Source organism: Chryseobacterium piperi, assembly GCF_002285635.2.
Taxonomy (GTDB): Bacteria; Bacteroidota; Bacteroidia; order Flavobacteriales; family Weeksellaceae; genus Chryseobacterium; species Chryseobacterium piperi.
Genome location: NZ_CP023049.2, coordinates 564734 through 587801 on the forward strand (window position 1 = coordinate 564734; position 23068 = coordinate 587801).

The window sequence follows — 23068 nt, forward strand, 5'->3', positions numbered from 1 at the left end:
GATTGGGGTTAGGATTTATAATGTAGTAAACGTACAATTACAATCAAATAATGCTTTCTTTTTATTAGTTATTGTGCATAGAAATTAGCTTCAAACTTATTCCATTCACCCTGTACATATGTATTATTGGTGCCATTATTTACGATAGGTGCTTTTAAAGGCCCCATAGATTTATTGTTGGACAGGTTATTGCTTGAAGGGATCAGCGCGTACCACTCATCAGCAAAGGTCATAGGAGCACCGCTCTGTTGATACGTTGTGGCTCCGTTTAAGTTGCTTACAGGTTTAAAACCGGCATACCAGTCCCGCTCAAAAGTATTCCAGACCGTTGTAATGGTATTAGGAAATAAATACTGTCCTTTATCAACAGTTACCCATTGATTGGTGCTTTTTGTGCTGGTTAAATGTTTAGAATAGTCATTGGCTGGCCAGTTGCTCCCGAATGTTCCATTCCAATTATTACCTCCGGTATTTTTCAAAGCATGCATGTATACTTCGGATTTGCCACTCTTTTCATATCGGTAATGGATATTTACCTGGCGGATGTATATGTTTTTGATAACAGGAGTAGGATTAATCGGAGTTGTTCCACCGCCCGGACCAAGTACAATCCCGGGGATCAAATCTATGGAAGTAAACGTCCCTAAAGTTGCATATGTTTTAGCTTCTACCTCGGAGATTTTTATTGGAGAAATTGAAGTAGCAGGGTCTTTATACCATCCCATAACCTGGTCTTCAGCATTGGCTTCATCCTCCAGTTCTGTTCCCGGGGTAAGGATAAATGAATTGACACCAGGATTGTTGTCAAGATTGTAAATATATAACCCTAGACCATAGTCGATTCCATTTCTGCTCATAATACTCTGGATGTTATCGTAATTGGAGAAATCATATGGACAGTTGGGTAGATTTTGAGAAGCCAGTTTTTCATTGATCTGATCCTTTAAGCTCGGAACCATATTGAATATCTTTTCGAAAGAAACCGTTTTTTCTCCGGTATTCTTGGCGTAGTTGACCACAATGCTTAGGATATTTTCATCAATCAGGTCTTTTAAAACTTTCCCTAAAGCATACCGTCCCATATCAATCATTTCATAGTTCTTATCTTCAGGATAGAGATATATCTTCTCTTCCGGAAGATCCAGTTGTCTTGCCTGAAAAAAGGCATTTTTTGATACAGTTAGATTCTTTAGTGAAGAATGGTCAAGGTCGCTTTCTAATGTGTTGTCGGTTTGACAAGCGGATAAAAACAACAGAGAACCCGCAATGACAGTGGAGTACCCTTTCATTGAGATGTTTGGTTTCGTTTTCATGGTTAAATGATTATGGATTAATAAATTTTTAATATTCATTTTGAATGCTCAAATATATCAGGCGAGTGCCTATTATAATACCATGAAAAAGTAAGTGTAGCATTTTTTCCAATAAGTGTTGTTTAATATCTCATAAGTGTGATTTAATCCATGTGTTCAATTTTATATAAAAAATCATTTTTCTTACGTACAGAAACGTCCAGAATAGAATTATCCGTCATAATTACTTGTCCGCCTTTTCCTTTGATATACTCTTTTAAATGGCTGAGATTGATCAGATGCTTATGGTGAATTCTGAAAAAGTTGTAGTCTGACAGGTATTCTTCAAACTCATGCAGTGTTTTAGAAACAATAATTTTGGTTTTATCATTCATATAAAAAGTGGTGTAGCTGGAATCGGCTTCACAACGGACAATATCATTAATGTTGGTTAGTTTAAATCCCTGTAAAGTAGGGAGACTGATTTTATTCTGACTGGATGGGGAAGAAGAGCTTTTATTTTTCTTATTAATCTCCAAAGCTTTGTTTACTGCCATAATAAAATCGATTCTTTTGATTGGCTTTAAAAGATAATCTGTCGCCCCATTCTTAATAGCCTGAATGGCAAAATGTTCAAAAGCTGTAATAAAAATAATCAGGGAATTCATTTCTCTGAATTTTGAAAGCAAGTCAAATGCGGTTCCGTCTTTTAGCTGAATGTCCAAAAACAGGATATCAGGAGTATTTTTTATCAGATTGATATAAGCTTCTTCTATGCTTGAAGCCTGAAATGAGATCTCAATATCGGGAAATTCATTTTTCATTAAAAGGGAGATGTAATCCCTTCCGTCTTGTTCATCATCAATGATGGAGGCTTGTATTCTGGTTCTCATAAGGTGTCATGTATAGTTTTATTTGTGTACCTGGTTTTTGTTGTTTTTCATAAAGATCAGTGATCTCTAGCGTAATATCAGTCTCAAAAAGCTGTTTAAATGTTTCAATTCTTTTCTGGGATAATTTCACTCCAAAAGAATGAGCTTTGGTAGTAGACTCTCCCCAGCTTCCTATCCCCGTACCATTGTCTTCAATAGTTATGCATAACAATGAATCAACATAATCAAATAAGATCTGAACATTTCCTTTTCTTTCTTTTAAGTTAGAAATTCCGTGTTTAATAGCATTTTCAACAAAAGGTTGTATCAGAAGGGAAGGGATAATCCAATTTTCTTTTACAGTTTCAGAAACGCTTATTGTATAATCAAACTGCTCTTTAAGCCTTAGTTTCTCCATGTTTAAGTAGAGAGAAAGGTATTCTATTTCTTCTTTAATAGGCATGAATGTTTTTTCAGAATAGTAAAGCGTTTTCCTGATCATTTGTGAAAAAATATCCAAATAGTTTTCAGTTTCAGAATAATCTTTTTTGTAGAGCAGAAACTGAATGGAGTTTAAGCAATTATAAATAAAATGTGGATTTATCTGAGCTTTGATCGCTTGTAATTCAAGTTCTGCTATTTTCTTTTCATAGTACAAAGTTTCCAGTTTTTTATTTCGTTTTTTTTGAAAATATAAAGTGATCAGAGAAAAAATGAAAGAGGCAACAATAGTAATTAGCAAAAGTTTAAACCACCATGTCTGCCAGAATTTAGGTTTAATTTCAAAACTAAGATTGGAAGAGGTATAGGATTGTTTTCCATTGTATCCAAGCCCGAAAACCTTAAAGACATATGTTCCGGGTGGGAGAGCATTGTATGTGATTTTGGGAGAGCTGCTGATTTGCCACTCATCACTCAGTCCTTCTATTTTATATTTGAATTTAATCTTTCCCTGAGATGTGTAATCAGGAAAACTTACATCAAAAGTAACTGTATTGTCAGGAGTCTGGCCTGTAATTTCTTTGCTGAGATCAAGGATTTCATGGTCTCCGATTGTAACGGAATTAATAATAACTTTCTTGTTGATGAACTTCTGCTGTGCCAGTAAATTACTAATCGGAAGAATACCCAGGCCTTTGGAAGTGGCTGCATAAATGGTGTCCTCCTGTATAACGCATCCGGCAACTACATTCGATGGGAGCCCATCAGTCTGGGTGAAATTGTTGATTTTAATTTCAGCTCCTCTGACTTCTATTCTGCTTAATCCGGAATTAGTGCTAGCCCAGAACACCTTTTCGTTCTCTACTTCAATCTTTTTAATCTGATCAGTGGATAACCCATCTTTTTCTGTAATCCGCTTGATGATCCCTGTATTGTTAAAAAATAGAATGCCATTAAGATTCGTTGCTCCGATGTATATGTTAGGTTTGAGTTTTTTGATATCTGTGAAATAATAGCCTTCAAGGAATAGGGTTTTCTTTTTTGTTTTGACATTCAGTTTGTATAAATTCTTAAAATCTCCGACAAATATATTGTCCTTGTCATATGGTAACGCATTATAGGTTCTGTCATTAAGTAGTTGGAAAGAATTGTGGGTAATGAAATTATAGACAGTTAAACCTTGGGAAGTACAAAGAAATACAGAATTATCGGTGTAAGGTAAAACGTTTTTTAAGCTGTAATCACCTACAGGAGCAATTTTATGAGTGCTTATGTCGTATTGGATAGCGTTGAGGGAGAGTCCGAATATAATAGTATTTCCTTTTGAAAATATGGCTTTGGTTTCTATCTTTCTATTCTTTTCAAGGATAATATCTGATATGGTATTGGCTTTTAAAATACCGCTTTTTGCCTCGTTGTATCCTAAAATAATTGTTTTTCCATTTTTTGCAATTGCTGTTATAAACGAGGAATTATTCTTTACCGGTAAATGGATGTAGTTTTTAAAAAATTTATCGGTGATAAAATAAACCCCATTATTTCTTGTCGAAAACCAGATATTATGATCGCGATCTACCATGATATGGTTCATGATGAAAGTATCCATGAGTTTGATGGGATTGGAAAGATTTCCATCGAACAAAGTCTGTCTGTAATAGAAAACCCCACCTTTATCCAGACAAACCCATAGCCTGTAATCATTATCGATAACCAGCTGGTGAATTTTCTCACCAACAGAAAATGACTGGATCTTTTTAAAATAATGATGGCTGCTTCTTTTGTAAATATTTACCTTATTATTTTTTTGTGAGATAAAAAAATCTCCTTTCCTGTAGATGGTGCTTTTAGGCATAGAAATATTACAGAGGATCTTCTTTCTCCTTTGAATATCATAAGCGACTATCTTGTCATGATCGTCACTCATATACAAGAGCTGGTTGGCAACATCCAATGAAAAAACATAATAATTGTCCAGTAATGGAAGACCTTGATTCAGGAACAAAGGAATTGACTTTACTTTGCCATGTCTGTATATAAAAAGTTCTTTAGGATTATTGATGTTATAGATAAAAAGTGATCTCCACTGCTGTAGCTTGCGGAGTTATGATTAAACTTAAGTTTTCTCAGCTCTTTATTGTGATCTGAATTAATCACTTTTCCATTTTTCAGATAAGCAAAATCGCTTAGGTAAGGCATGATGAAGTTTTCACCGTTAGACAGAGGATTGCAGCCAAGAACATCAATGTTTTTTAACCCGTTCTTTTTATTATATTGTTTGAATTCTTTTCCGTCGAACCTGAATAAACCATTGTCGCTGCCGATCCAGATAAACCCGTTGTCATCCTGATTAATAGTGTAAGTGTATGAGCTGTTCAGGCCATCTTCTTCACTGTAATTAACAAGCCCGGGTATCTGAGCAATGGATAAAAACGGGAAGAATAGTATTAATAAAAATGAAGGAAAATCATACAGGTTTTTCACTTAATATTGAATAATGATGTAAATATAAAATTTGCTTAACAATAATGCAATACATATAAAGAAGTATTATTAAAAATGAATTAGAAAAATTCGGATAATTTTGATCAATTTTGTACTTTTGTATGTTTGCTGAAATAATATATGTCACAAGAAATAAATCCAATCTATTCCGAAGATAATATCAGAACCCTCGATTGGCAGGAGCATATCCGTTTGCGTCCCGGAATGTACATCGGGAAGCTGGGAGATGGGTCATCTGCTGATGACGGTATTTATATTTTGCTTAAGGAAATTCTCGATAACTCAATTGATGAGTTTAGAATGAAATCGGGTAAAAGAATTGAAATAAAAGTAGACGATGGTAAAGTTACCATTCGTGATTTCGGCCGTGGAATTCCGTTAGGGAAAGTAGTTGATGCGGTATCTAAAATGAATACCGGTGGTAAGTATGATAGCAAGGCTTTCAAAAAATCGGTAGGTTTAAATGGGGTCGGTACAAAAGCCGTTAATGCTCTTTCTGATTATTTCCGGGTACGGTCTTTCCGTGAAGGAAGGATGAAAGTTGCCGAATTTTCGCGCGGAATGATATCCGAAGACCATGAAGAAAAAGATACCTCAGATAGAAACGGAACGGAAATCTCTTTTATTCCGGATGCTGATATCTTTCTTCATTTCAAATACCGAAAGGAGTATATCGAAAGAATGCTTCGTAATTATGCATATCTGAATCCGGGACTGAAAATTTTATTTAACGGAGAAACCTATTATTCTGAAAACGGTCTTAAAGATTTGTTGGAAGAAGAATTGGAAAGCGAAATCCTTTACCCGATCGTCCATTTAATGGATAACGATATTGAAGTGGCCATTACCCATTCTGATAAATCACAGACTGAAACTTATTTTTCATTCGTTAATGGTCAGAATACAACACAAGGGGGAACCCATTTAAATGCGTTCAGGGAGGCTTATGTAAAAACAATACGTGAGTTTTTCAATAAAAATTTCGATGCTTCGGATATCAGAAAATCCATCATTGCAGCTATTTCCATTAATGTGGAAGAACCTGTTTTTGAATCGCAGACCAAGACCAAATTAGGATCTAATGATATGGGACCTAACGGCCCTACAGTGCGTACTTTCATTATTGATTTTCTAAAAAGTAAGCTGGATAATTTCCTGCACAGAAATCCTGAAATTGCAGAAGCTATTCAGAGAAAAATTTTAATTTCAGAAAGAGAAAGAAAAGAGCTTTCAGGAATTCAGAAGTTAGCCAGAGAAAGAGCGAAAAAAGTATCCCTTCATAATAAAAAACTCCGCGACTGCAGACAGCATTATAATGACCAGAAAGCAGAAAGAAAAGGAGATACACAGATCTTTATTACCGAGGGGGATTCAGCATCCGGATCGATTACAAAATCCAGAGATGTGGAAACTCAGGCTGTATTTTCATTAAAGGGAAAACCTTTGAACTGCTATGGGCTTACCAAAAAAGTAGTATATGAGAATGAAGAATTCAATTTATTGCAGGCTGCTTTAAATATCGAAGAAAGTCTTGAAGATTTAAGATATAATCAGGTGATTATTGCTACAGATGCCGATGTCGATGGAATGCACATCCGCCTTTTAATGATTACATTCTTTTTACAGTTTTTCCCTGATCTGATTAAGAATGGACATCTTTATATTCTTCAGACTCCATTATTTAGAGTAAGGAATAAAAAAGAAACACGATACTGTTACAGTGAAATGGAAAGGATCAAAGCTTTGAATGAGCTGGGCAAAAACCCTGAAATTACCCGATTTAAAGGATTGGGAGAAATCTCTCCTGATGAATTTAAACATTTCATAGGTAAGGATATTCGCCTTGAACCTGTAGTAGTAGGTAAAGATCAGACCATAGAACAACTTTTAGAGTTTTATATGGGTAAGAATACTCCGGACAGACAGACTTTCATTCTTGAAAATCTTGTAGTGGAAGACGCGGACATTGATAAAAAAGAAATTTTAAACGAAGCAGAAAGTTAGTATTCCCCCATCATTACTTTCTCTTCATCCAGGTAGAAAAAAAACTAAATACAAACACAAATAATAATGAGACTAAGCAACCGAAATAAAGCTCCGGGCTATAACTTTATTAACACCCTATTGCTAATGATTTTAGTGGGTGGAATTGCCTCCTTTTTTTTGGAAGAGTATAAGTTTAATGTTTTAGGACCGGAAAGCTATTTGCTGATTATTATTCCTATTATCATGCTCTGTTTTTTTTATTTGGCAGGCAGGCAGATTTTTGAATATGACAGTGATGGAGAAGCACTTAATTTCAAAAACAGGAATGTTTTCCCGTTTTTGGATAAACCTTTAAGTGACGAATTTCCGAAATACAAACTCATGCATTATGAAATAGTAAATTTATTTTTTGTTAAAAGATTATACATCACCATATCAAGTAAGAATAGCGGTTCAACAATGTTGAAATATGAGATCTCTTATTTGACAAAAAAAGAAATCAACGATTTAAAATTTTCTTTAAATAAAGTAGTAAAAACTAATAAAGAAAGAAAACGTTAATAACAAATAATGACAGAAGAACATTCACATGAAGGTGAGAGCCTAAAAAAAGTTTCCGGACTTTATAAAGACTGGTTTCTTGATTATGCTTCTTACGTGATTTTAGATAGAGCAATTCCATCGGTTTATGATGGATTGAAACCTGTTCAACGAAGAATCATGCATTCCATGCGAGAGCTGGAAGACGGACGTTATAATAAAGTTGCCAATATTGTAGGTAACACCATGAAGTATCACCCTCACGGAGATGCTTCTATCACCGATGCAATGGTACAGATCGGGCAGAAAGAACTCTTGATCGATACTCAAGGAAACTGGGGAAATGTCTATACAGGAGATTCTGCTGCAGCTGCAAGATATATTGAAGCACGATTGACACCCTTCGCTCTGGAGGTAGTCTTTAATCCCAAAACGACAGAATGGGCGAAATCATATGACGGAAGAAATAATGAGCCTATTGACCTGCCGGTAAAGTTCCCTTTGCTTTTAGCGCAGGGAGTAGAAGGAATTGGTGTTGGACTTTCAACTAAAATTCTTCCCCATAACTTTAATGAATTGGTTAATGCTTCAGTTGCTTATCTGAAGGGAAAAAAGTTTGAGCTATTCCCGGATTTCCTGACTGCCGGATATCTGGATGTTTCCGAATATAATGATGGGCATAGAGGAGGAAAGGTAAGAGCAAGAGCAAGAATTACACAGACGGATAAGCATACCCTGGTTATTTCTGAGCTTCCTTTTTCCAAAACGACAAGTGATCTTATAGACTCGATCTTAAAGGCAAATGAGAAAGGAAAGATCAAGATTAAGAAAATTGAAGATAATACTTCAGATACGGTAGAAATTCTGATTCATTTGCATAATGATGTTTCTCCGGATAAAACAATTGATGCATTATATGCCTTTACGGATTGTCAGGTAACTATATCTCCTAACGCTTGTGTGATTGTAGGTGATAAACCGATGTTCCTGAATGTTTCTGAAATCTTAAGAATGAATACAGATCATACTGTTTCATTATTAAAGAAAGAGTTGGAGATTGAACTTCATGAATTACAGGAAAGCTGGCATTTCTCTTCATTGGAAAGAATTTTCATTGAAAACAGAATTTACCATGATATTGAAGAAGTAAAAACCTGGGAGGATGTCATAAAAACAATTGATGCAGGCTTGAAGCCTCATACTAAACATCTTTTGAGAGCTGTCACTGAAGAGGATATCTTAAAACTGACCGAGATCAGAATTAAAAGAATTTCCAGGTTTGATTTAGATAAATTTAAAGAAAATATTGCTGCTCTTGAAGGTAAGATAGAACAGGTGAAACATCATTTGGCCAATCTTATTGCGTATGCTATTGAATATTATTTAAATATTCAGAAGAAATATGGTAAAGACAGACAACGAAAAACCGAGCTCAGAATTTTCGATACCATTGATGCTACAAAAGTAGCGGTAGCTAATGAGAAATTCTATGTAAACCGTGAAGAAGGATTCATCGGAACTTCATTGAGAAAAGATGAATATCTTTTTGACTGCTCTGATATTGATGATATCATTACTTTCAGAAAAGACGGAAGTATGAAAGTAGTTAAAGTAGAAGCTAAAACATTCATCGGAAAAGATCTGCTCCATGTGGCCATTTGGAAAAAGAATGACAAAAGAACCGTGTATAATATGATCTACCGCGAAGGTAAAGAAGGTCCATATTATATGAAACGTTTTTCTGTGACAGGGGTGACACGGAGTACAGATTACCCGCTGGCTTCTGATAAAAAAGGTTCTGAAGTGCTTTATTTCTCTGCGAATCCAAATGGTGAAGCAGAGACGGTAACTGTCCTTTTAAAACCTAATCCTAGGATCAGGAAAAATAAGATGGATGTGGATTTTTCAGAACTGGGTATCAAAGGACGTGATTCCAAAGGGAATCTAGTAACCAAATATTCAGTGAAAAAAGTCGATCTGAAAGAAGAAGGAATTTCCACTCTTGCTCCAAGAAGGATATGGTTTGATGATACGGTAAGAAGACTGAATGCTGACGGAAGAGGAACTTTATTGGGAAGCTTTAAAGGGGATGATAAAATTCTGACCATCAACTCTAACGGTGAAGCAAAACTGGTGAGTTTTGATCTTGGAAACCGCTTTGATGATGAATACCTTATCCTTGAAAAATGGCGCCCACAGCAGCCTGTAACCTGTATTTACTATGATGGTGAAAAGGAAATCTATTTTATCAAGAGATTCTTATTGGAAAATAATACCAATCTGCAAAGCTTTATGCCTACCGAACATAGTAAATCATTTGTTGAAAATGTAATCGTAGGTAATAATTCCACAGCTGAAATTATTTTTGCAAAAGATAAAGGAAAAGAGCGTGAGCCTGAAACGATAAATATCGACGAATTTATTACCATAAAAGGAATAAAGGCTATTGGAAATCAATTTACCAAATTTAAAGTAAAAGCGATTAACGTAACGGTTCCTGAACCGGAGGAAGAAGAACCTGAAGTATATGAAGAGCCTGAACCTACAGAAGGAATTGATGATGAAGGAGGAATTATCGGTGATTTGTTTCAGGGAGATGACAGTGAAAATTAAATATTGAATTTATTATGAATATAATTGTTTTAATTATAATAGCGGTTACGTGTATCATTAGTTACATAGGATTTAATAATACAAGTCTATTTGAAAAGTATAAATTCAATGTTGGAGCAATTAATAATCGAAAAGAATATATTAGATTAGTTAGTTCCGCATTTTTACATGCTGATTTTATGCATTTATTTTTTAATATGCTTTCTCTATACTTTTTTCAAGGAGCAGTAATAAGTTTTTTTGGAGAAATAGGATTTTTAATAGTCTATTTTGGCTCGATGATCCTGGGTAATCTATTTAGTCTATTAATTTATAAAAAACAACCATGGTATTCTGCTATAGGAGCTTCAGGTGCTGTGTCAGGAGTTATTTTTGCAGCAATTGCGATGGCTCCTAATGAAATTAGTGTGAATTTTTTACCAGGTTGGCTTTTTGGAACACTGTACTTTGGGTATTCTGTTTATATGATGCTAAATCCTAAGCAATGGGATAATCTGGGACATTCAGCCCATTTAGGAGGTGCTTTTTTTGGATTAGTTTATTCTATTGCACTACATCCTCAATTGGCAATGAGTAATTTATTATTTCTAGGGGTTATGTCACTTCCTTTAATTTATTTAAGCTATGAAATTTTTGTACGAAAAAGAATAGGATAAATAGGTATCTTTAACTAAAATATCAAAACCAATGAACACATTAGAGTTAAACCGTTTCGTCGTTATACTTATCTATGGTTCATTGGTTTTGCTTTCTATACTCACACTGGCCAATCCACTCAAGGTTAATAAAAAGGCTAATATATGGTTTGGATTATTCCTCTTTCTATGGTCCAGTTTTTGGCTGGATGAGGTCTGGTCACTGATTAAAAGCTCTGATATAGAAATCCATTCTATTCTTTTAGTTCAGTTTATTCAGTTTCTGACTCCGATTATGTTTTATTTCAGTGTTTTATTTTTTTCCAATCCTTCTTTTAAATTTAAAGTTTCGGATATAAAATATGCTCTGCTTCCGGGTGTTTTTCTGGCTAATTTATTATTGCAGCGCTTTGGCAATTTTGAAGATACAAGCATATTCGGATATGTATTTATCGGCTTGATTTTGTTTCAGGCTTTATTCTATACGGGACTTTCTTATTTAACCATCAGAAAGCACCAAAAGAGAATTCAGCAGTTCTCCTCAAATACGGAGGGCATTAATCTTAATTGGCTGGAGTACATTATCCTCATTATTTTTATCATTAATATCGTTTATGTTATTTACAACCTCTCTTACGATTCTACTTCACTGAATGCTTTTATTAATATTGCTTTTTTTGATATTCATATTTTGATAAACAATGCAGGATTAGGTGGAACCCGTAAATTTGTTGATGCTACACCACATTATATCAATACAATTTTGCAGGTCAATGTAATGGCAACTTCTCTAATGACTCATCAGCTTTTGCCCAATCTGATGAAACAACCTAAAGCTTATATTCTGAATGTTTCCAGTATGGCAGCTTTCTCGCCAATTGGTTTTAAAACAGTGTATCCGGCTTCAAAGACTTTTATTCATTCCTTTTCAAGAGGCTTACATGAAGAGCTGAAAGGGACCAACGTATTTGTAAGTGTTGTAAACCCAGGAGCGATGAAAACCAACCAGGATGTCTGCAAAAGAATTGAAAAGCAAGGTTTTCTTGGGAAGCTCACTCTTTTGGATCCCAATAAAGTTGCAGGGTATTGTATCAATCAGTTATTCAAAAGAGATTCTGTTATTATGGTCAATCCGGTAAGCTGGTTGATCATGAAGATTTTGCCGATATGGATCAAACTTCCTTTGATGACGAATGCTATAAAAAAAGAAATAGAAGTATGAAAAAAGTTTTCGTAACCGGAATTACTGGACTTCTGGGAACTCATGTTGTTATAAAATTATTAAAAGATGGTTATTTTGTTATTGCTTTGGTGCGCCAGAAAAGTCGCTATAATGGTGAAGAAAATGAAAACCTCAGATTAGTTGAGGGCGATTTATTTACAGACGTTTCTTCTTATCTCAAAGAAGTAGACTTTGTCATTCATATGGCTGCTGAAACCAGCCAAAATTTAGCTTCCTATACAAAATATAAAGAAATCAATTGTGAGGCTGTTGTACATTTATTTTCACAAACTGTAGAAGCTGGTATTAAAAAATTTTTATTTGTAAGTACGGCAAATACCTTAGGATATGGAAGTTTTGAAGCATTAGGAGATGAACAAGCACTGCAGAAGTATCCTTTTACAAAATCTTTGTATGCCCGAAGTAAAAAAGAAGCGGAAAGCTATCTTTTACAAAATAATAAAACAACCGAAGTGGTAATACTTCATCCAACTTTTATGATTGGAGCCTATGATGACAAACCCAGCTCCGGAAAGATTATTTATTGGGCGTGGAAGAAAAAAATGATTTTCTATCCTGCCGGAGGAAAAAATTTTGTTCATGTAGTAGATGCAGCCCGTGGAGTTGTTAATGCTATTGAAAAAGGAAGAAATGGTGAGCAATATCTTTTAGCCAATGAAAATCTGAAATACAAAGACTTCTTTGAAAAAATTAATCATATCACAAACCAAAACCCTTGGTTCTGTCCACTCCCTGAGTTTGTCTTAATATTTTTGGGTATGATAGGAGATCTGTTGAGATTATTGAGGATCAACACAAGCTTGTGTTCTTCTAATATGAAGGCATTGCAGGTTCATAACTATTACTCCAATCAGAAATCAGTAAAAGAATTGGGACTTCAATATCAACCTGTAGATATAGCTATAAAAGAAGCCGTTGAGTATTTTAAGAGCAAAAAAGTGAATTGATTCCCTTGAATATTTACGAAATTAAAACCTCCCGGAATGAAAAAGCCAGCTTTTAAAAGCTGGCCTAGTCTCATTTTAATTCTTTTGTTTTTCAATGGTTTACTTCTCTTTTTCCTTGCTAAGTGAAACGCCTTTGCGCCTTAAAAATGCATTGTTTTTAAATTCCCTTGCGTCTTTGCATTTAACTAATTTATAGTCAAGAACAGGAGCAACCTGTGATAGTGGGATAATTAAAATAATTACTTTTCTTATTCTAGCAGATCATCAATCTTTTAATTTGATTTAATCTGATGCGTTACATTTCTGTTAGAAATGACACAGGCTTTACCACAACGGTTTGCGGTTGAAACATTGACTTGTACCAATGCCGGCATTGATCTGTAATCTTCCTGGTTATAAGGAGCTTCAGATCCATCTCTTCCACCACCTTTAATGTCATATCTTATTTGAGCTACTCCGGTAAATCCATTAGCAGGTTTGAAGGAGAGTCCTCCATTAGAAGGTGTATAGGTCCAAGTTCCTTCATTGTTTGTATACACTCCTCCTACTATATTCGGGATCACACTCCCGTTGATATCTAAAAAACGGAACGAGTTAAAATCAATATTATCATACGATGCCGTTGGTGGATTTTGTCCATTTTTCGAAGTATAGGCAGCGTCATTTAATAATGGGGAATAAGTGGATTTTATGTTTGGACAACCTTCAAATAGATCATCTGTTACTTCTGCAGCATAAGGCTTGGTAACTCCTAAGTTCTTTAATAAATGTACATTTCTTGCTGCTCCCGTTGATGCAGCAAAACCAATTCTGAAGGTTGCAGGAGGAGTCGTATCCAGAGTTCTTACCTGATTATTTTGTATTGCATTCTCTGTATATTTTAAAGAAGTAGGGTAGTAGTAATTGTCAATAATCTTTTCTTTAACTTTACCATGTTGGATTTCTAATGTTACATTATACCCTCCTGAAGGATTGGGAACTAATGTAACATATGCTTTACGAAATCTTGTATCCGAATCATTTTGAGGAATGGTACTACCGCCGCTCTCAATTTTGAATCGGCTGAAACTCGAATTTTGAATGGCAACGTGCTTCCCAGTTTGAACATCTAAGTATGCTGAACGGTTATTACTTGAAGGAGCTGCGTTAGTTGCTGTACTGTACAGCAATGGATATCCATTGTAGCCTGCAGGCTCAGAAGACGACAGGGATCGGTTTCCACGTTTACCTCTTAATGTTACATTGCTTCTCCACTCGGCTATTGGTGTATTATTTGCAAGTCCGTTTCTTGTTCTGTCTCCCTGGCGAAATCTGGCTTTAAAGTTTCCAAACTCATCCAGACCGATTCCCAAATAAGCCCCTCTTAATCCTTCTACATTTCCTCCAAATCTTCGATTTCTAAGAACGAAAGTATAACCTAGGCCTCCTCCAATAGACCCAAGATTAAGCTGTTGTTTAGGAATAGATCCATCAATTAGAAATATAGAGATTCCATCTCCACCACTGGTGCCTCCTCCATAAACAGCATATTCAAATTCGAACTTAATTCCCTGATCACTTTTGAATATTTTATCAGCAAGGATTACACCCCCCGATATATTATTTACACTTCTGGTCAATCTTAGACCATCGGTAGTAAAAGTGGCATCATTTTGAACACCACTTGTGGTTACTTTATAGGCTTCTTGAGGTTGTAATCCTTGCGTGAAATTAACGAAATAGGGGTAACCTGTTCCTTGTTCATTTTGCGCTACAATAGGTTGAGAGAAAATAAATACCAAGAAAATCAATAGGAATTTCTTTTGTTGTATAACTAAGTTAGTCTTTATCATCGCTCAATTATTTTACAACAAAAACAATATTAATAAAAGAACAGTCTGTTGCTGCTGCTTTCACATTATACGTCATTACCCCGGTATCAGAAATAGAAATATTACTGAATACATTAGGATCAGCATCCGTGACATAATAATAAAGATCTTTATTGGATGGGAAGAAAGGTATCGAAGCTGGCGCACCTGTACTTCTTGCTTTCGGAGATCCAAACTGATTTTTATACAGGGTATATAAATCTTTAGTTTGGCCATTGGCATCCTTAGAAGTATCAAAAGAAATACTTGGCATATAAAACATCCTAACAGCATTTCCGCTGATGCACAACCAATCAGGGTTGGAAGGGGTACCAATATTCTGGCTCAAACATTTTTTATCTGTATCATAAATAAGAAGAGAGTGAGCAGGGTTGGAAATCGCGTCTCTTTTTGCAGTGGTAAGTCTGGGAATCATCATTCCTTTATCAGGACTGTAAATGTCTAACGCTGCACTTTGGTCCGGTGCAGGAGTATTAATCCCTACTTGCGCATATGCAAATGAATTAATAGACAAGAAAACGATGGGTAATAAAAAATTTTTAATCATGACTGTGTTTATTGTGTGTTAATAATTAGTGTTCCGTATTATTTCAAATATATTTCTGAGGTAAAGTATATTTAAAAAAGTAGTTGCTATGAGAGTTCCAGCCGGTTGGTTATGGCATGGTTTGTAGCAACATTTTCTTTGAGAATGTTGTGCTAATGAATATAGCACATAAAGAAAACTCCTGGTTTCAATAAAACCAGTAATCGTAGCCTCGTCCTTGAGGGTACTCCTTCGTGTTATTACCTATTATAAAAGTAAAACTAAAAAAAATGATTAGTAAATAGCCTTAATGCAGAGGGAATGATACTGCTATTAAAATAGTAAAAAGTCATAGTGTCTGTGTTTGTGCAAAGATACAAATAATTTATTATAGTTGATTGTTTTATGAAAATTAGATTGTTTTTGACTTAATTTTCGATATAATATTTATTTTTAAGCTTTATTTTTGCATATTTGATAATTGTAATGTTTTATTTGTGTTCTAGGAGTAAATTAATTCTTTTTTTGAAAGAATAAATTCAACGTAAAACATAATATGTTAAAAGTGACTTGGTTTTTATGTGTAAGAATGAACGAATTTCCCTATGAATAGGGTGTTTTTCCAATAAAAGAATGATAGATAAAAAGCTATTCTGAAAACTTCTCCAAAGCCTCTTCCAGTGTTTTTACAAAATTAACGGACCCTGTTTTATTGCTTTCAAAAATAAAATCCTTCATACTTTTGCTCTGGTATTGCGTGAAATCTCCAACAATGGCCAAAGGTATACGGTAATTGGAGAATTTCTGTAGAACATCACCGGCAATTTTTGTTTTTAAATCAAAGAAATCGGGAGTTATATTCTTTTCATATACAATGATTTTGTCAAAATTGTTGTAATACAGGTCTCCTAATAAATCCAGTCCGTCCTGTGCAGACCCTATAACAATTGAATCCGCAGTAACTTCTGCAATACTGAGGTTGTTGATATGATGAGTTTTGATCTTCATGGGTATTAATTTTTTTAAAACGTATGTTTCAGATCACTTAAAAAATGATCTATAGGAAAAGCATCTCCCTGATTCGTAAGAGCAATAATGGTTTTATTATGTTGAATATCTCTCCAGAATAAAGCCCTAAATCCATTCATCCCGCCTGTATGCCATATTTTTTTTCCGGTACTGGACTCTTCTATATACCATCCGAAACCGTAATTGGAGGTTGTACCATTAGACAATGTAAATGGCGTGTACATTAGAAGCGTATTATCTTTGTTGATGAGTGAAAAATTCCGGAGTGCCTGATCGAATCGATATAAATCTTCCGTAGTCGAATAGATTCCTCCATCTCCTGTTGTTAATAGAGAGTAATCATAGGGTTGTTTCTTTTGGGTATACCCTAAAGCTTTATCTTTAATTGGTGACATTGATTGATCGTAAACCTGAGTATTTTTCATACCGGTAGGAACAAAAATATGCTGCTTGAGAAAACTGCTGTAGGACTGACCTGAAATTTTTTCGATAACAAGGGATAAAATAATATAACCGCTATTGCTGTATGCAAATTGACTTCCGGAAGGAAATTTCAATCCTTTTTGCTGCTTCAGCCATTCGAGGACCATTGGATTAGTTAGTCCTTGTGTGTTGGAAAGAATAGGTTCGTAATCCGGAATACCTGAAGTATGGGTTAATAACTCCTTTATCGTAACATCTTTTGCATAAACAGGTAATTCATTGATATATTTTGAAGCTTTATCATCATAGGATAGCAAACCTTTTTGCTGCAAAAGGATAATAGCAGTAGCAGTGAAGGGCTTACTTAAAGAAGCAATGTAAAAAGGAGTGTCCGTGGTAAGTGTTTTTTTAGTACCGAAATTACCAGAGCCCAAGGCTATATTTTCTATCACCTTGCCATCTTTCGCCATTAACAAAACACCATTAAATTCTCCTCTTTTATGAAATCCTGTAACCACATCTTTTGAGCTTTTTCCACAGGAAAACAGAAGCAAAAACAGAAGAACTTCAGTGCTGATTATGATTTTAGATAAAGAAAGTTGCATACCCGATTAATGTTGGTTAATTGAAAATAAATATACTCATAATTATTTCCTTACCGTCATTAATAATCAGAGAAATAGACTGTTTTATAGATCATTAAAATGTCTGTCCTGATTGATATTCTCAGGATTGATTAATGACTTATTACAATAAGTAGCAGATTCAAATTCACTGATATTCATTGATAATACAGATATTTCAGGGAACATCAGGTTAAAACGTTCAATAATTTGTCTCGACAATGTTGCTTTCTGTTCCGTAGTTCTTCCTTCCATAATGTTTCCGGAAATATGAATGAAATCTCTCTTTCCTTCCCCCAATTTATAATATTGGAAAGGTGTGATTCTTACTTTGATATCTCCTTCAGCAAACAAACCTGAAGCCTCCGCTGCATCATATACAACCCCCATTATTTCATTAGGGTGCTTTTGAGTTAATATATTATGAGAACAGTCTATAATAAAATGTGGCATAACGATCGAATTTTTAACTAAAATACGTAAATCAATCCAAAAGATGGTTGTAATTATTAGTGCACTCCTATAATAAATCTGTCATTTTCGGATAAATCCTTAACCAATTGTGCTTCAGAAAGAAAAGAATAGAGCTCTAACGTGTCATGACCTAGTTTTTGATTAATTTCCAAAAACAGAAGACCTCCGGTACTCAAATGATTTTTAGCATCTTCAGCAATTTTCCTGTAAAAAATTAAAGCATCGGAAGTAGGAGAGAAGAGTGCCATTTTAGGTTCAAACTCTTTTACTGAGTCGGCAATTTCAACTTCCTCTTCGATTCCTATATAAGGAGGGTTGGATATAATAACATCATAATTTCCGGCAAGTTCAAAATTCAGGTAATTGCTGTGAATAAGATTGATTTCAAGCTGATGATACACTGAATTTTTTCGAGCCGTTTCCAAAGCTTTTTCAGAATAATCAATAGAGTGGATTTCAGCCTCAGGAAAATATTTTTTTAATACAAGCGGGATTACGCCGCTCCCTGTTCCGATATCCAGAATTTTTATATGTCCTGAATTCTTTTTTAAGTCTTTAATTTTAGGAATAGCCAGTTCGAGAAGTTCTTCCGTTTCTGGGCGGGGAATCAATACGTTTTCATTCACGAAGAACTTCATTCCATAGAATTCGGTTTCTCCCAGAATATGCTGGTAGGGTTTATTTGTTTTTAATTCCTTAATGATTTCTAACAAATGTTTTTCATCATTGGCTGATAATTCCTGATTTGAAAGCTGGCGCTGCTGATAAGAATCAGAACCGGTCAATTTTTTGATAAACACTGAGGCCAGAAATAAGCTTTCGGATTCCGTATACCAATCCGTAAGCTCTGATCTGAAATGAGATTTAATTTCTGAAACTGTCATTTATCTCGTAAAAACCAGTTTTGTATCTGTTGATTTTTCTTCATCAATCCTATAGCCTTCATAGTTGAAAGCCTTCACGTCGTTAAGGGTATGTGCATTGGTCTCAGCACAAAATCTTACTACAAGTCCTCTGGCATGCTTGGTGTACACAACAATGGTTTTTAGCTTACCGTCTTTGAGTTCATAAAAGTCGAAATCAATGACTTTATGGTTGAGTTTTTTCCGATCGATCACTTTTCCATATTCGTTGCTGGCTAAATGAAGAAGGATTTCATTCTTTTTCATTTCAGAATTAAGCTGGTCGGTCACTTTTTCACGCCAAAACTCATACAGATTTTTATACTGATCAAACTCAAAATGGCGGCCCATTTCCAGTCTGTAAAGCATGACTTTATCCGAAGGTTTCAACAAACCATATAATCCGGAAAGCATTCTGTAATTTTTCTGTAAATAATCGATGGCTTTTTTATCCAGTGTTTTAGCATCCAATCCTCTGTATACCTCACCGGTAAAAGCAAACATGGCTGGCGCGGATTCTTTAGACTTTGGATTGGATTTCCAGTTTTGATTTCTTTCCCAGTTTTCATCCGCCAGTTTAGGCGAAATTTCCATTAGTTCGGAAAGATATTTTGGGGACTTGTGTTTTAAAAAAGATTGTATAAATGCTGCATCTTCAATGAATTTCGGAGTGGAAGATCTCAACAAATCAGTTGAGTTTTCTACATTCATTAATTTGGCAGGGGAAGTAATAATTTTCATAGAATAGTATAATAGGAAACGTAATGAATAAATGAGTTATAAATTATGGGTAATGAGTAATCGGGCAATGAGTAATAAAGGAAAATGCTATTGTATTTCTGAAACTTACGATTAGACAATTTCAAGATTTTACCAATTAGCGATTTCGCAGTTTTACCTTTCCTTTTGTATAAAACTAGATCACTCCTTTTCCTTGTCTGATAATTTCAGGTTCTCCTGAAGTCAGGTCAACAATGGTTGAAGCGACATTATCTCCATAACCGGAATCGATAACGATATCTACCAGATGGTCATATTTTTCAGCAATCAGTTCCGGGTCGGTTGAGTATTCTATAACTTCATCATCATCTTTAATAGAAGTGGAAGCAATAGGATGTCCCAATTTTTCAACAATAAGTTGTGGAATTGAATGATCGGGTACACGAATACCAATAGTCTTATGTCCTTTGTAGGCTAATGGCAGACTTTTATTAGCATCCAGGATAAATGTAAACGGACCTGGAAGATGACTTTTTAAAAACCTGAAAACAGAAGTGTCAATAGGTCTTGTAAAATCAGAAAGATGGCTTAAATCATTACAAATAATTGAAAATTGAGCCTTTTCTAATTTCATCTTTTTGATTTGGGCCAGTTTTTCCATGGCCTTGATATCAAAAATATTACACCCTAAAGCGTAAACAGTATCAGAAGGATAGATAATCAGCCCTCCATTATTTAAGGTTTTAATGACCTCAGTAATAAGATTTTCCTGAGGATTATCAGGATAAATTTTTAATATTTTTGCCATAAAACAAAGATACAAATAATTGAATAGTTTTTATAAAACGCCTTTATTTAAAAGAAAAATTAGGAATTTCAAAAAATAGTCGTACATTTGCAATCCAATATCGCGGGATGGAGCAGTAGGTAGCTCGTCGGGCTCATAACCCGAAGGTCATCGGTTCGAGTCCGGTTCCCGCTACTAAGCAAGTGTTTTCGGTAAACACTCTAAAAATACACCGCGGGATGGAGCAGTAGGTAGCTCGTCGGGCTCATAACCCGAAGGTCATCGGTTCGAGTCCGGTTCCCGCTACTAAGTAAGCGCTTTCGGTAAGCGCTCTAAAAATACACCGCGGGATGGAGCAGTAGGTAGCTCGTCGGGCTCATAACCCGAAGGTCATCGGTTCGAGTCCGGTTCCCGCTACTAAGCAAGTGTTTTCGGTAAACACTCTAAAAATATACCGCGGGATGGAGCAGTAGGTAGCTCGTCGGGCTCATAACCCGAAGGTCATCGGTTCGAGTCCGGTTCCCGCTACTAAAGCAAAAGAGAATCACTAAAGTGGTTCTCTTTTTTTATGAAAAAAAATTCCGCTTTTCAAAGCGGAATCCATTTATTTTTATTGAGCGACTTCAGCGTAAGGCTTTAGTTGGATTTCCTCAGCCATAGTCTGACCTAAGAATTCTTTCTTTTGATTCCCTTTCATTCGGTTTGCGGCATCACCACCATTAAAATAAGCTTCACTTAGTTTCGTCGTGATTTCTCCCGGATTGAAATCTATTTTGGTATCTCCCTCAACACCCAAATATCCATTCTTTTTTGTGAGATAAGTGATGTAATTTTTATAATTGATTAAAGTATTTCTCAGATATTGAGTATGGTATTCCATACATTTTTTTGCTTTTTTCGAGGAATTATTCAGAATACAGTTGTTCATATTCCCTCTGTATAATCGCCATTCAGATTCTAAAATACCATATTCCTTTCCTAATGCAGCTTTTCCGTTAGTCAGAATGTTATTATCACCCTCTTTTGTTGCTATAGCCTGCAGATGTCCGATAACAGCCGGAACTGTCTTTTCGATTTTAGCTTTCGTTTCTTTTAAAGAGCTGAAATCTGCTGCCGGAGACTTTTTCTTTTGCGCAGTGGTCACATTAAAAATAAGTAGTAATAGTACAATCAGTAAATTATATCTTTTCATGAGAAATTTTTAAAGCACTAAAATAAATATATTTTCCCAGTTTAAACAAATTCATTTTAATTTTATTTAATAAATTTTAACAAATTGATAAGATAATTTATTCATTATTGTCTAAATGATGATTTTAAGGTTCTTATTTATAAAATTTTTAAAGTAAACCAGTAATCATAATGAACAATTAATAGTCTCCTATTATCTTTCTACTGCACAGAATGGACTTGTAAAATAAATGTGAAACAATATAGACAGTTCTGTTTTCAAACTAAAATATATTTATGAAATCAAAGCTATTAATGCCTGATAATAGTTTTCCAATAATTTTTGGTCACTATTAAAGAATAAATAGGGTTCTATCAGTTCCAATTCCATTAATTCAAATGAATTGTTTACTATTACACCATCTACTCTTGCGTAAAGTGTAGATTGCGGTAAACTCTTTAAGTATGTTCCTGCTTGTTCTACGTGTAGAGGGTTGGGGGTTGGATAGCTGATGCTGCCCCCATGATAGTGTTGAACTCTGAAATCATCTTTTTTGGGTGTCTTGAGTGCACAATGACTGTATTTGCTATTGAAGAATATAAATGACCATTCTCCATTTTTAATTTCTTTGATAAAAGGTTGTACAATATAATCTTCTGTTTTTAAGAGCTGTCCAATTTCTTCTGTACGCTCTTTTAGATTACTTTTATTAACGATTATGGTATTTTGAGCTCCAGCACTTATACAAGGTTTTACAACCAATTGATCAGTACCAAAAATATCAAAAAACTTACTGTCAAAGGCAGAACCTTTATGAAGGTACTCGGCGGCAATTACAGACAATCCATTTTGGGCAATATCTTTCAGATATTTTTTATCGCTATTCCATTGGATAATTTCTATAGGATTTAGTACTTTGACTTTTAATCTTTCTAATTCATGGAGCCAATTCAAAAACTCATTTAAGTGATTGTGATAATCCCAGGGAGATTTAATAATTGCTACATTAAAACTGCTCCAATCTACATTCTTATCATTCCAGATTGCAGGTACAATATTTAACCCTTTTTCTGTCAAAAATTGTAAAAGATCTGTATCTTCATCATTAGCAACACCCTGAGCAAACTTTTCCTGTTTTTTGTAACCAACTAACGCGATTTTCATTTTTCTTTTTTTTATTTAAATGGTATTTAGCTATTTTTTGTGCGTCCACATCGAGCGTATCTTTATTTTTTGATGTTGAACTTCACTTAATACAAATTTCAATAAACAACATCAATGTACACAGATACAGTTTAGTTTATTCGGATAGATACAGTTACTTTAATATATTATTATATCTCTATTACTATCAATTTTTATGATTATTGTAATATTACTTGAGTTTTGTATCAATTAAATAGCGTGTATAAAAAAAATATAATATTGATTATCAGTAGTTTATATTTTAAATAAGCTTATCACTATAAAA

The 23068-nt window shown here is 34.7% G+C and carries 20 protein-coding genes and 4 tRNA genes; 10 read left to right on the plus strand and 14 right to left on the minus strand.

Annotation, left to right across the window (positions count from 1 at the left end; genetic code table 11):
- Positions 1-68: 68 nt before the first annotated feature.
- The 4 genes from CJF12_RS02480 to CJF12_RS02495 all read right to left on the minus strand — a co-directional run bounded on the left by CJF12_RS02480 (position 69) and on the right by CJF12_RS02495 (position 5086).
- Complete coding sequence (locus CJF12_RS02480) at positions 69-1313, minus strand: hypothetical protein (RefSeq protein ID WP_131329485.1); 1245 nt, start codon at positions 1311-1313, stop codon at positions 69-71.
- 143 nt (positions 1314-1456) lie between these two features.
- A complete protein-coding gene (locus tag CJF12_RS02485; protein WP_034681967.1) occupies positions 1457-2185 on the minus strand; it encodes a LytR/AlgR family response regulator transcription factor in 729 nt (242 codons plus the stop codon).
- On the minus strand, positions 2154-4607 hold the full coding sequence (locus CJF12_RS02490; RefSeq protein WP_034681963.1) for a sensor histidine kinase: 2454 nt from the start codon (positions 4605-4607) through the stop codon (positions 2154-2156). Before CJF12_RS02490 ends, CJF12_RS02485 begins: the two co-directional genes overlap by 32 nt.
- 11 nt (positions 4608-4618) lie before the next feature.
- Complete coding sequence (locus tag CJF12_RS02495; RefSeq protein WP_034681960.1) at positions 4619-5086, minus strand: hypothetical protein; 468 nt, start codon at positions 5084-5086, stop codon at positions 4619-4621.
- 141 nt (positions 5087-5227) lie between these two features.
- On the opposite strand from CJF12_RS02495, the gene CJF12_RS02500 reads away from it, so the two are divergent.
- The 6 genes from CJF12_RS02500 (at position 5228) to CJF12_RS02525 (ending at position 13071) form a co-directional block, all read left to right on the plus strand.
- Positions 5228-7111 carry a DNA topoisomerase IV subunit B gene (locus CJF12_RS02500; RefSeq protein WP_034681957.1) on the plus strand — a complete coding sequence of 628 codons (1884 nt, stop codon included), beginning with the start codon at positions 5228-5230 and terminating at the stop codon, positions 7109-7111.
- A gap of 66 nt (positions 7112-7177) precedes the next feature.
- Positions 7178-7654: a hypothetical protein gene (locus tag CJF12_RS02505; protein WP_034681954.1), complete on the plus strand. Its 477-nt coding sequence runs from the start codon at positions 7178-7180 to the stop codon at positions 7652-7654.
- 9 nt (positions 7655-7663) lie between these two features.
- Entirely contained in the window at positions 7664-10246 is a 2583-nt protein-coding gene (locus CJF12_RS02510) for a DNA gyrase/topoisomerase IV subunit A (protein WP_034681951.1), read from the plus strand.
- A 14-nt stretch (positions 10247-10260) separates the two neighbouring features.
- Positions 10261-10902 (plus strand): rhomboid family intramembrane serine protease, encoded by a 642-nt coding sequence (locus tag CJF12_RS02515; protein ID WP_034681949.1) that lies wholly within the window; start codon positions 10261-10263, stop codon positions 10900-10902.
- Positions 10903-10933: 31 nt separating this feature from the next.
- Entirely contained in the window at positions 10934-12103 is a 1170-nt protein-coding gene (locus CJF12_RS20110) for an SDR family NAD(P)-dependent oxidoreductase (RefSeq protein WP_051887184.1), read from the plus strand.
- Positions 12100-13071: an NAD-dependent epimerase/dehydratase family protein gene (locus CJF12_RS02525; protein WP_034682029.1), complete on the plus strand. Its 972-nt coding sequence runs from the start codon at positions 12100-12102 to the stop codon at positions 13069-13071. The genes CJF12_RS20110 and CJF12_RS02525 overlap by 4 nt, the downstream gene beginning before the upstream one ends.
- A gap of 272 nt (positions 13072-13343) precedes the next feature.
- Here the strand turns inward: CJF12_RS02525 and CJF12_RS02530 are convergent, their stop codons facing one another.
- The 8 genes from CJF12_RS02530 to CJF12_RS02565 form a co-directional block, all read right to left on the minus strand.
- Positions 13344-14903, minus strand: coding sequence for an L-type lectin family protein (locus CJF12_RS02530; RefSeq protein WP_051887183.1), 1560 nt, complete (start codon positions 14901-14903; stop codon positions 13344-13346).
- A 7-nt stretch (positions 14904-14910) separates the two neighbouring features.
- Positions 14911-15489 carry a hypothetical protein gene (locus CJF12_RS02535; protein WP_034681946.1) on the minus strand — a complete coding sequence of 193 codons (579 nt, stop codon included), beginning with the start codon at positions 15487-15489 and terminating at the stop codon, positions 14911-14913.
- 627 nt (positions 15490-16116) lie between these two features.
- Positions 16117-16476: a DUF4180 domain-containing protein gene (locus CJF12_RS02540; RefSeq protein ID WP_034681942.1), complete on the minus strand. Its 360-nt coding sequence runs from the start codon at positions 16474-16476 to the stop codon at positions 16117-16119.
- Positions 16477-16490: 14 nt separating this feature from the next.
- Positions 16491-17525, minus strand: a complete 1035-nt coding sequence (locus CJF12_RS02545; RefSeq protein WP_051887182.1) for a serine hydrolase domain-containing protein — start codon at positions 17523-17525, stop codon at positions 16491-16493.
- An 84-nt stretch (positions 17526-17609) separates the two neighbouring features.
- Positions 17610-17996 (minus strand): 5-carboxymethyl-2-hydroxymuconate Delta-isomerase, encoded by a 387-nt coding sequence (locus CJF12_RS02550; protein ID WP_034681940.1) that lies wholly within the window; start codon positions 17994-17996, stop codon positions 17610-17612.
- Positions 17997-18052: 56 nt separating this feature from the next.
- The gene (prmC, locus tag CJF12_RS02555; protein ID WP_034681937.1) at positions 18053-18901 is read right to left on the minus strand and encodes a peptide chain release factor N(5)-glutamine methyltransferase; all 849 of its coding nucleotides are present in this window, start codon (positions 18899-18901) and stop codon (positions 18053-18055) included.
- Complete coding sequence (gene yaaA, locus CJF12_RS02560; protein ID WP_034681935.1) at positions 18902-19660, minus strand: peroxide stress protein YaaA; 759 nt, start codon at positions 19658-19660, stop codon at positions 18902-18904. It lies immediately after the preceding gene.
- 175 nt (positions 19661-19835) lie between these two features.
- Entirely contained in the window at positions 19836-20447 is a 612-nt protein-coding gene (locus CJF12_RS02565) for an L-threonylcarbamoyladenylate synthase (protein WP_034681933.1), read from the minus strand.
- Positions 20448-20548: 101 nt separating this feature from the next.
- On the opposite strand from CJF12_RS02565, the gene CJF12_RS02570 reads away from it, so the two are divergent.
- From CJF12_RS02570 to CJF12_RS02585, 4 genes are all read left to right on the plus strand, one after another.
- Positions 20549-20621, plus strand: a tRNA-Met gene (locus tag CJF12_RS02570).
- A gap of 38 nt (positions 20622-20659) precedes the next feature.
- A tRNA-Met gene (locus CJF12_RS02575) sits at positions 20660-20732 on the plus strand.
- A 38-nt stretch (positions 20733-20770) separates the two neighbouring features.
- Positions 20771-20843 (plus strand) — tRNA-Met (locus CJF12_RS02580).
- 38 nt (positions 20844-20881) lie between these two features.
- A tRNA-Met gene (locus CJF12_RS02585) sits at positions 20882-20954 on the plus strand.
- Positions 20955-21036: 82 nt separating this feature from the next.
- On the opposite strand, the gene CJF12_RS02590 is transcribed toward CJF12_RS02585, so the two are convergent.
- Positions 21037-21618, minus strand: a complete 582-nt coding sequence (locus CJF12_RS02590) for a hypothetical protein (RefSeq protein WP_034681931.1) — start codon at positions 21616-21618, stop codon at positions 21037-21039.
- 273 nt (positions 21619-21891) lie between these two features.
- Positions 21892-22761, minus strand: a complete 870-nt coding sequence (locus tag CJF12_RS02595; protein WP_034681929.1) for an ATP-grasp domain-containing protein — start codon at positions 22759-22761, stop codon at positions 21892-21894.
- Positions 22762-23068: the final 307 nt, after the last annotated feature.